General features: G+C 61.4%; 10 protein-coding genes. 4 read left to right on the forward strand and 6 right to left on the reverse strand.

Annotated elements, in window-relative coordinates:
* Window positions 1-62: 62 nt before the first annotated feature.
* Together HU811_RS21775 and HU811_RS21780 are read right to left on the reverse strand one after the other, a co-directional pair.
* Window positions 63-2,477: a glucose/quinate/shikimate family membrane-bound PQQ-dependent dehydrogenase gene (locus HU811_RS21775; protein ID WP_186658040.1), complete on the reverse strand. Its 2,415-nt coding sequence runs from the start codon at window positions 2,475-2,477 to the stop codon at window positions 63-65.
* 217 nt (window positions 2,478-2,694) lie between these two features.
* Window positions 2,695-4,077, reverse strand: a complete 1,383-nt coding sequence (locus tag HU811_RS21780; protein ID WP_186658042.1) for a carbohydrate porin — start codon at window positions 4,075-4,077, stop codon at window positions 2,695-2,697.
* A 258-nt stretch (window positions 4,078-4,335) separates the two neighbouring features.
* Between HU811_RS21780 and HU811_RS21785 the strand changes: the two genes are divergently transcribed.
* Together HU811_RS21785 and HU811_RS21790 are read left to right on the forward strand one after the other, a co-directional pair.
* Window positions 4,336-4,566: a VF530 family protein gene (locus HU811_RS21785; RefSeq protein WP_047228895.1), complete on the forward strand. Its 231-nt coding sequence runs from the start codon at window positions 4,336-4,338 to the stop codon at window positions 4,564-4,566.
* Between the two features lie 3 nt (window positions 4,567-4,569).
* A complete protein-coding gene (locus tag HU811_RS21790; protein WP_186658044.1) occupies window positions 4,570-5,229 on the forward strand; it encodes a Pr6Pr family membrane protein in 660 nt (219 codons plus the stop codon).
* 126 nt (window positions 5,230-5,355) lie between these two features.
* On the opposite strand, the gene HU811_RS21795 is transcribed toward HU811_RS21790, so the two are convergent.
* The 3 genes from HU811_RS21795 to HU811_RS21805 are packed head-to-tail and all read right to left on the reverse strand — an operon-like array spanning window position 5,356 to window position 6,702.
* Window positions 5,356-5,565 carry a DUF1289 domain-containing protein gene (locus tag HU811_RS21795; RefSeq protein ID WP_186658046.1) on the reverse strand — a complete coding sequence of 70 codons (210 nt, stop codon included), beginning with the start codon at window positions 5,563-5,565 and terminating at the stop codon, window positions 5,356-5,358.
* The gene (locus HU811_RS21800) at window positions 5,562-6,086 is read right to left on the reverse strand and encodes a gamma carbonic anhydrase family protein (protein ID WP_092456398.1); all 525 of its coding nucleotides are present in this window, start codon (window positions 6,084-6,086) and stop codon (window positions 5,562-5,564) included. The genes HU811_RS21795 and HU811_RS21800 overlap by 4 nt, the downstream gene beginning before the upstream one ends.
* Before the next feature lie 16 nt (window positions 6,087-6,102).
* Entirely contained in the window at window positions 6,103-6,702 is a 600-nt protein-coding gene (locus HU811_RS21805; RefSeq protein WP_092393590.1) for a CoA pyrophosphatase, read from the reverse strand.
* A gap of 146 nt (window positions 6,703-6,848) precedes the next feature.
* On the opposite strand from HU811_RS21805, the gene HU811_RS21810 reads away from it, so the two are divergent.
* Window positions 6,849-7,400, forward strand: coding sequence for an NUDIX hydrolase (locus tag HU811_RS21810; RefSeq protein WP_047228890.1), 552 nt, complete (start codon window positions 6,849-6,851; stop codon window positions 7,398-7,400).
* 40 nt (window positions 7,401-7,440) lie between these two features.
* Complete coding sequence (locus tag HU811_RS21815; protein WP_092393596.1) at window positions 7,441-7,947, forward strand: L,D-transpeptidase family protein; 507 nt, start codon at window positions 7,441-7,443, stop codon at window positions 7,945-7,947.
* 235 nt (window positions 7,948-8,182) lie between these two features.
* Here the strand turns inward: HU811_RS21815 and HU811_RS21820 are convergent, their stop codons facing one another.
* Entirely contained in the window at window positions 8,183-8,536 is a 354-nt protein-coding gene (locus HU811_RS21820; RefSeq protein WP_225248477.1) for a DUF6124 family protein, read from the reverse strand.
* Between the last annotated feature and the right edge of the window lie 100 nt (window positions 8,537-8,636).

Genomic DNA, 8,636 nt, shown 5'->3' on the forward strand with positions numbered 1-8,636 from the left:
AAAAGCCATAAAAAAGGCGACACCCGCCAAGGTGTCGCCTTTTTCATGAGCGCCGGTTTTGCTTAATCCGGCAGCTTGTAAGCGATCACATAGTCACCCTGCTGGGTGCCCAGGGAGCCGTGGCCACCCGCGACAACCAGCACGTATTGCTTGCCGTCCTTGCCGGTGTAGGTCATCGGTGTGGTCTGGGCGCCTGCGGGCAGGCGGCCTTCCCACAGTTGCTTGCCGTTTTTCACGTCATAGGCACGCAGGTACTGGTCGAGGGTGCCGCTCAGGAACGCCAGGCCGCTGGCGGTGGTGAAGGCGCCGCCCAGGCTCGGTACGCCCATGCTCAGCGGGATCGGTACCGGCGAGCTGTCACGCACGGTGCCGTTCTTGTGCATCCACAGGGTTTGGTTGTTGGTCAGGTCGACGGCCGCCACATAACCCCAGGCCGGAGCCTGGCAAGGCAGGCCCATTGGCGAGAGCAGCGCTTCGAGGATCACCCCATACGGCGCGCCTTTGTTCGGCTGCACGCCCTCGGTCTCGCTCTTGCGCCCCGGACCGCCGGCCACTTCCGCCGCCGGGACGAGTTTGGACTTGAACGCCATGTAGCTCGGGTTGACGAAGGCGATCTGGCGCACCGGGTCAACCGAAATACCGCCCCAGTCAAACACGCCGAAGTTGCCCGGGTAGACGATCGAGCCTTGCAGCGACGGCGGCGTGAACATGCCTTCGTAGCGCAGCGACTTGAAGTCGATCCGGCAGAGCATCTGGTCGAACGGGGTCACGCCCCACATGTCACGTTCTTCAAGGACCGGCGGCACGAAGTTCAGGTCGGACATCGGCTGGGTCGGTGAGGTGTAGTCGCCCTCTACCGCGCCTTGCGGCACCGGGATCTCCTTGATCGGCACGATCGGCTGACCATTGCTGCGGTCCAGCACGTAGATGCTGCCCTGCTTGGTCGATGCCAGAACAGCCGGCTTCACGCCATCGGCGGTTTTCAGGTCCATCAGGGTCGGTTGGCCGCCCACGTCCATGTCCCACAGGTCATGGTGGGTGAACTGGAAGTACCAGCGCACCTTGCCGGTGGCGATGTCCAGCGCGGTCAGGCCGGCGGCGTATTTCTCCGATTCCGGAGTGCGGAAACCACCGAACTGGTCAGGCGTCTGGTTACCCATCGGCAGGTAGAGCATGCCGAGTTTTTCATCGACGCTGAACATGGACCACATGTTCGGCGAGTTACGGGTGTAGACCTGGCCTTCGGCAATCGGCGTGGTGTCATCCGGGTTACCGCTGTCCCAGTTCCACACCAGCTCGCCGGTGTGCACGTCGTAGGCGCGGATGACCCCACTTGGCTCGTCGGTGGAGACGTTATCGGTGACGTGACCACCGATCACCACCAGGTTCTGGGTCACGGCCGGTGGCGAGGTGGAGTAGTAACCGCCAGCCGTGAAGCCGCCGATGTTGGCGGTCAGGTCGACCTGGCCTTTGTCGCCAAAGTCTTCACACATCTTGCCGGTGTCGGCGTTCAGCGCGATCAGGCGCGTGTCGGCGGTCGGCAGGAAGATCCGCCGCGGGCACACGGTGCTCGCCGGCGTGGTGCTGGCCGCGCCGGTCGGGCTCTGCTCGGCCGAGGCGTACACCGCGTCATCGTGATAGGTCACGCCGCGGCAGGTCATGTGGGCCCAGCCCTTGAAGTTTTCCGCTTTCTGCGTGGAAAGCTTCGGATCGAACCGCCAGATTTCCTTGCCGGTTTCAGGCTCCAGCGCAATCACCTGGCTGTGAGGCGTGCACACGTAGAGCATGCCGTTGGCCTTCAGCGGGGTATTTTCCGCCGTGGTCTCACCCGGGTCGTTCGGCCCTGGCAGGTCGCCGGTGCGATAGGTCCAGGCCGGCTCCAGCTTGCTGACGTTCTCGGGGGTGATCTGCGCCAGGGGCGAATAACGGTCACCATGGGCACTGCGGCCGTAGGAGTTCCAGTCGCCGTCCGGCATCGCCGGTGCGGTGTTGGTCATGCCCGGCACGCTGTCGCGGTCCAGTTGGCCCTCGATTTCACCCGGATTGGTGAACTGGCTGGCGAGCGCGGTGATACCGGCAATGACTACAGCGGCGCCCAAGGCACGCGAGCCCATGGGCGAAGCGTCGGCGGTCAACAGCGGACGGCGGAACCACGGCAGCAACATGACGATGCCCAAGGCAAACAGCATGGCCAGGCGCGGCACCAGTTGCCACCAGTCCAGGCCCACTTCCCACAGGGCCCACACCGTACTGGCGAACAGCACCAGCGCGTACAGGCCCAGGGCCGCGCGCCGGGCCATGATCAGCAGCACGCCCGTCAGCGCCAGGCCGATACCGGCCAACAGGTAATACAGCGAGCCGCCAAGCGTGCTCAGCTTGATTCCCCCCGCCAACAGGGCCAGGCCCATCAATAGAAGCAGAATGCCGAGCAGGCTCGGTAGCAGACGGCTTCGACTCATAGCACCCTCAGTGCTCATAGTGTGATTCTCCGTGAGGTTTTAAGGAGTCCCGCGCAAGTAGTCACTGTAGATGACGATCTTGAGGGGGCATGGTTCAGTTGAAAAAGGCAATTGGGTGAAGCGGTTGCTGTGGGAGCGGGCTTGCTCGCGAAAGCGGTGTATCAGCCGACGTATGCGCCGGATGTGAAATCGTCTTCGCGAGCAAGCCCGCTCCCACAGGGGTTTTGCGTCGTTATTAGAACGACGACTGAATCTTGATCCCGCCAATCAGCGCGTCATCGACCTTGTCCACGCCGCCTGGATGGCGGATGTACTGCAGGTTCGGGCGCACGGTCAGCCAGTTCGTCACGTGCACGCCGTAATACAACTCGGCGCTGTACTCGGTGTCCTGGGGCGGCAAAAAGGCCGGATTGTCGTAATCCTGAACGGCGCGGGCCTGGTTGCTGGCTTCGGCGTTCTTGCGGTAAGCCGGGTTGACGTGAACCCGAGCCAGGGCAAAACCGATGTCATCCCTGGCGCGGGCGTCGAACAGCCCTTTGTAGACGAGACCGGCCTGGACGTAGTTGTCGATGGCGTTGGTTTTCTTGTCGTGCAGCGTGGCGTTGGCAAACACACTCAGGCCGCGGGAATGGTCACTGGCAACGCTGGTCAATTGCTGTTGCGCCCCCAGCCACACGCCATGCTTGCTCGACGCGCTGCGATACGCCTCACCGCTCAGGGCGGCCGGCTGGCCGTTGCGATCCTTGTAGGCGTCGGTGGCATCGGCGCTGCTGTAGTAATAACCGGCGCGGTATTCGCCCGGCAGGCCGTTGAGGCTGGGCGACCACACCAGTTCCACCGGTATTACGGCGCCCTGGGTGCCACTGCCGCTGAGCTTGAAGCCATTGCCGGTTTCCAGGTTCGACGGGTTCTGTTCATAAGCCCCAATCTGGACGTACAGCTCAGGCGTGAGGTAATACTTGACCCGCAGCGCCCATTGGCTGACCGGCCAGTTGTACCAGATGCCGCCCACCCAGTTGCCCACTTGCGAGCCGCAGAACGCCAGGTTCTGGAAGTCGCAGGGAAAGCTGTTGAAATCCTCGCCCTCACCGAAACGGCCGGCCTTGATATCGAACCGCTCATCGAAAAATGCCTGCTGATACCACATCTGCGTCAACCGCCAGGTCTGGCCACGGCCCCAGACTTCCTGGGCGGAAGTGAAACCGCCAACACGTGGATCGTTGATCCGGTCGTTGCTGATGTTATTGCCGCTGCGCTCGGTCACCGTCAGTTGAAACTCGGCGGCGTGCCAACCGAGGATTTTCTGCAGGTCCAGGTGCGTGCCGAAGGCGAACTGGTCGCTGTAGCGAGCGGTGCGGTCATGGTCGTAGCCGCCGTGCAGGTTGCTGCCCATTTCGCCGGTGTAATCGAACTTGAAGTCGTAGCCCTTGTTCGCGAGTTCGCTTCGCGTGCCGTTCCAGTCACCCAGCATCCAGAGTGAGTCGCTATCGAACGCAGGAGCGGCCTGAGCGCCGATGGCAATGCCCAAGGCGCCGAGACCGGCCATCAGGTGAAGGGTGTTTCTGGCGGCAATACGGTGCCGGACAGCGCTGTCTTGCAGAGTCTGAACATCGAACATAGAGAAGGAATTCTTGATCTTTTTAGGGGATTCACTGAACGCCAGGGGCTTTGGCACGGCAGAAGAAGCGTTTCAGCAGGCGGCGCAAGGATAATGTCCTGTTACAAATAGAGAAAGGCCTTTTACTGACATGAATCATTTCGGATTCGGTAACAGTAGGGCCGCGAAACAAACAGGCAGCGTTTGAGTGATACTTCCACCACGCGGGCACCTCGGCTAAGGTGCGCGGCTTTACACCTCTTTGCGCGAAGGCCTCCCATGACCGAATCCAACAACAACCCGCTGCACGGCGTGACGCTGGAGCAGATCCTCAACGCCCTGGTGCAGCACTACGAATGGTCGGGTCTGGCCGAGCGCATCGACATTCGTTGCTTCAAGAGCGACCCGAGCATCAAGTCGAGCCTGACCTTTTTGCGCAAGACGCCGTGGGCGCGGGAGAAAGTCGAGCGCCTGTACATCAAGCTGATGCGCACCAAACGACCGGTCTGAGCCGTGGACATTGAGATCCGTCGGCGCCCCGCGCTGCGACAGTGCTTCGTGTCGGTGGCGGCCCTGTTGGGCTGGGCCGGGTTGAGCATCCAGTTGTACCTGATCCTGCTCGGTCGCTGGGAGCTGGGCGCGAGCTTGCTCGGCGGCCTGGTGAACTTTCTCAGTTTCTTCACGGTGCTGACCAACACCCTGGTGGCCGTGGTGCTGACCTGGGAACTGATCCATCGAGAATCGGCGGCCCGGCGCTGGTTCTTGCAGCCGGCGGTCAGCAGCGGCATTACCGTGAGCATCGCCCTGGTCGGCCTGGCCTACAACCTGCTGCTGCGACATCTGTGGCAACCCGAAGGCTGGCAGTTCGTGGCCGACGAATTGCTGCACGACGTGATGCCGTTGCTGTTCATGACCTACTGGTGGTTCTGCGTGCCCAAGGGCACCTTGCGCATGCAGCACATCGGGCTGTGGATGATTTACCCAGTGGTGTACTTCGCCTGGCTCCTGCTGCGGGGGGAATTACTGGCGGCGTACCCCTACCCTTTCATCGACGTGGCGAACCTGGGTTATCCACAGGTGTTCATCAATGCCGCAGGGATATTGGCAGGGTTTGTCGGAATTGCGCTGGGGGTGGTGGGGTTGGATCGGTGGGCTGGACAACGCATGAGGTAAAACGGTGATCCACTGTGGGAGCGAGCCTGCTCGCGATGGCGGCGGCACATTCAACTCCGCCTCAAGCTGATCCACCGCTATCGCGAGCAGGCTCGCTCCCACAGGTTGTGTGGTGTCCTGTGGATATCAAGACCTCACTGGCAACATCCACACCAACCCACTGGCCTTGGCCCGTTCATGACACAACGCCAGAACCCCGCGTCGTTCGTCGTTGTCCATCCGGCTCCAACGGGTGATTTCCGCCACGGTGCGCTGGCAGCCGGTGCAGATGTCGTCATCGTCCAGGGCGCAGATGTTCACGCAGGGCGACGGAACCGGGCGTTCGGGCGTGTTCATTGCTCTTGCTCGGCCAGATCACGGGCGTAGCGCTGCGCGTTGTGAACGTAGTGCGCCGCGCTGGCCTCGAGCATCTTCTTCTGCGCTTCGGTCAATTCCCGCACAACCTTGCCGGGTGAGCCCATCACCAGCGAACCGTCGGGGATCTCCTTGCCTTCGCCGATCAGCGAGTTGGCGCCGATGATGCAGTTTTTGCCGATCTTCGCGCCGTTGAGGATCACCGCATTGATGCCGATAAGGCTGTAGTCCCCCACCGTGCAACCGTGAAGCATGGCGTTATGGCCAATGGTCACGCCGGTGCCGATGGTCAGCGGGAAGCCCATGTCGGTGTGCATCACCGTGCCGTCCTGCACGTTACTGTTTTTGCCGATCAGGATCAGTTCGTTATCGCCACGCAGCACCGCGTTGAACCAGACATTGGCGCCTTCTTCGAGGCGGACCTTGCCCACCAATGTGGCGTTGGGGGCGACCCAGCTCTGTGGGTGGGTTTCGACACGGGCATCACCCAGGCGGTATTTCATGAGGATCCTCGGGGATTCAGGTATTGATGAACGTCTTGGGGGGGGTGTGCAAGTCAATGCCGGCGTCGTACAACAGGTTGACCAACTCGACGACCATGATCGCCGTCAGGCCCCAGATCTTGTACTCGCCAAAACGATAGCTGGGCACGTACCAACTGTGGCCCTGGTAATCGATGCGGTGCGTGTGTTCGCGCGGGTCCTTGCGAAAGAACTCCAGCGGTACGCTGAACACCGCGGCGATCTCGGCATCGTTGGCCTGGTACTCGACGAAATCCGGGATCACTCCCACGTAGGGCGTGACCTTGATGCCGTGCAGCGAGATCAAGGGGCTGAGGGGGCCGATCACTTCCACCAGGCCGGGAGGCAGGCCGATTTCTTCTTCGGCTTCGCGCAAGGCGGTGAAGATCAGGTCCGGGTCTTCCGGGTCGCGTCGCCCGCCGGGGAATGCCACTTCGCCGCCATGGGTCGAAAGCCCGCTGGCGCGCAAGGTCAGGACCAGTTCCGGCTCGTCACTGCGGGTAATGGGCACCAGCACCGCCGCTTCAGGGAAACGTCGGTCAGTCTCCAGATCACGTGGGGTATGGTTGCTTACTCGATGCAGTAGCTCGTCCAGCATGAGACTTCTCGATTTATTCGCTACCTTGCATCATGCACCAATCAGGCAAGCCGCCCAACCCCCGCACTGCGACGTGTCGCGAAACGACAACTTGCCGACAGCCGCCCGCAGACGCCAAGATAGGCGCAGCATTCAGGAACCCAAGCATGAAATTCTGCAGCCAGTGCGGTAACCCGGTAACCCAGCGTATCCCCGAAGGCGACTCGCGCCTGCGCTTTGTCTGCGATACCTGCCACACCATTCACTACCAGAACCCCAATATCGTGGCCGGTTGCGTGCCCACCTGGGGCAGCAAAGTGCTGCTGTGCCGGCGGGCCATCGAGCCGCGGCGCGGTTACTGGACATTGCCGGCCGGCTTCATGGAGAACGGCGAAACCGTCGAGCAGGCGGCCGTGCGCGAAACCGCCGAAGAAGCCTGCGCCCGCGTGCGCAACCTGAGCATTTATACGCTGATCGATGTTCCGCATATCAGCCAGGTGCATGTATTCTTCCGCGCCGAACTGGTGGACGAGGATTTCGCCGCCGGGCCCGAAAGCCTGGAAGTGAAACTGTTCGACGAAGCGGACATTCCCTGGGACGAGCTGGCTTTTCGCACCGTGGGCCGTACCCTAGAATACTTCTATGCTGACCGGCGAACCGAGGACTACCCTGTGCGATCCGAATCGATCCCGCCGCTGGCCCAGCCTGCCAATACCTAACACCCCATATAGCCGCGACACCTCTAGGGATATCGTTTCAATGCGCTGGTTGCTTGTCCTGTTCTGCTTGTCGTTCGCTACGGTGTCCCAGGCTTCTGCGGTGGGAACCTACAACGGCAAGACCATCGAAAAAGTGCTGGTGCTCAAGTCCGCCCATCAATTGCAATTGATCAACGACGGCAAACCACTGAAGACTTATCGCATTTCATTGGGCAAGGGCGCCAAAAAAGGCCCCAAGCTCATAGAGGGCGACAAGCGCACCCCTGAAGGTTTCTACTGGCTGGACTGGCGCAAGACCAGCGACCGCTTCTACCTGTCGATGCACATTTCCTACCCCAACATCAGCGACGCCGCCCGCGCCCGCCGCGAAGGCGTGGAGCCAGGGGGCATGATCATGATCCATGGCACCCCTGACTCCGAAGAAAACCCTGAGCAGTTGTTCCACACCCTGGACTGGACCGATGGCTGCATTGCCATGCGCAATGTGGACATGCGCGAGGTTTGGAACCTGGTGCCGGATGGGACGATGATCGAGATTCGCCCGTAGCCCCGAAGCAGCTCCTGTGGCGAGGGGATTTATCCCCGCTGGGCTGCGCAGCAGCCCCAAGGCAGCCAACTCAATTTGCCTGACACACCGCGCCGTCAGGTTTTGGGGCCGCTTCGCAGCCCAACGGGGATAAATCCCCTCGCCACAGGGGCTTGATGTCGACTGGCATATTTGTGAACAACCCAAATCCACTGTGGGAGCGAGCCTGCTCGCGATGAGGCCGGCACTTACTGCATCAGGCCCGAAGCTCAACCCGGTCCAAGGCCTTGTTCGCCAACAAAGCCCCCAACTCAATCATCTGCGCCACCCCCAACGCCACATGCCGCCGCGAGCCTTCCAGGCCGAAGGCAAGGTCGCTGAGCATTGCGTTGGCTGACGCCAGGGTTTCGCTGAGATTGGCCAACAGCGCTTCGGTATCGACGCTGTCCACCACAGTGAACAACTGCGCCGGTGGTTTGGCGTCTGAAGCACTGTCTTCAGGCTTGAGGTAATGGTCCATCGCACGGTCGGCCGCTTCTTTCAGTCTTTCGGGAGCGTAATCGCCGTAGGGAAAGGTGGAGGCGGGTTTGGGAATGTCAGAATTTTTCAATGGAAGCTCCTTTATCAAATGGAGCCCAGGACAAAACGTCCGGGCCTGTTGCCCTGTGATTTTTCGGACGGTCAAACCCGGTCGCTGAATTGGCAGCGAC

It is taken from the genome of Pseudomonas tehranensis, from assembly GCF_014268615.1.
Taxonomy (GTDB): Bacteria; Pseudomonadota; Gammaproteobacteria; order Pseudomonadales; family Pseudomonadaceae; genus Aquipseudomonas; species Aquipseudomonas tehranensis.

Excerpts from the sequence above, each read along its gene's own strand:
- HU811_RS21775 (WP_186658040.1), bottom strand. The coding sequence starts at position 2,477 with ATGAGCACTGAGGGTGCTATGAGTCGAAGCCGTCTGCTACCGAGCCTG.
- HU811_RS21780 (WP_186658042.1), bottom strand. The coding sequence starts at position 4,077 with ATGTTCGATGTTCAGACTCTGCAAGACAGCGCTGTCCGGCACCGTATT.
- HU811_RS21785 (WP_047228895.1), top strand. The coding sequence starts at position 4,336 with ATGACCGAATCCAACAACAACCCGCTGCACGGCGTGACGCTGGAGCAG.
- HU811_RS21795 (WP_186658046.1), bottom strand. The coding sequence starts at position 5,565 with ATGAACACGCCCGAACGCCCGGTTCCGTCGCCCTGCGTGAACATCTGC.
- HU811_RS21800 (WP_092456398.1), bottom strand. The coding sequence starts at position 6,086 with ATGAAATACCGCCTGGGTGATGCCCGTGTCGAAACCCACCCACAGAGC.
- HU811_RS21805 (WP_092393590.1), bottom strand. The coding sequence starts at position 6,702 with ATGCTGGACGAGCTACTGCATCGAGTAAGCAACCATACCCCACGTGAT.
- HU811_RS21810 (WP_047228890.1), top strand. The coding sequence starts at position 6,849 with ATGAAATTCTGCAGCCAGTGCGGTAACCCGGTAACCCAGCGTATCCCC.
- HU811_RS21815 (WP_092393596.1), top strand. The coding sequence starts at position 7,441 with ATGCGCTGGTTGCTTGTCCTGTTCTGCTTGTCGTTCGCTACGGTGTCC.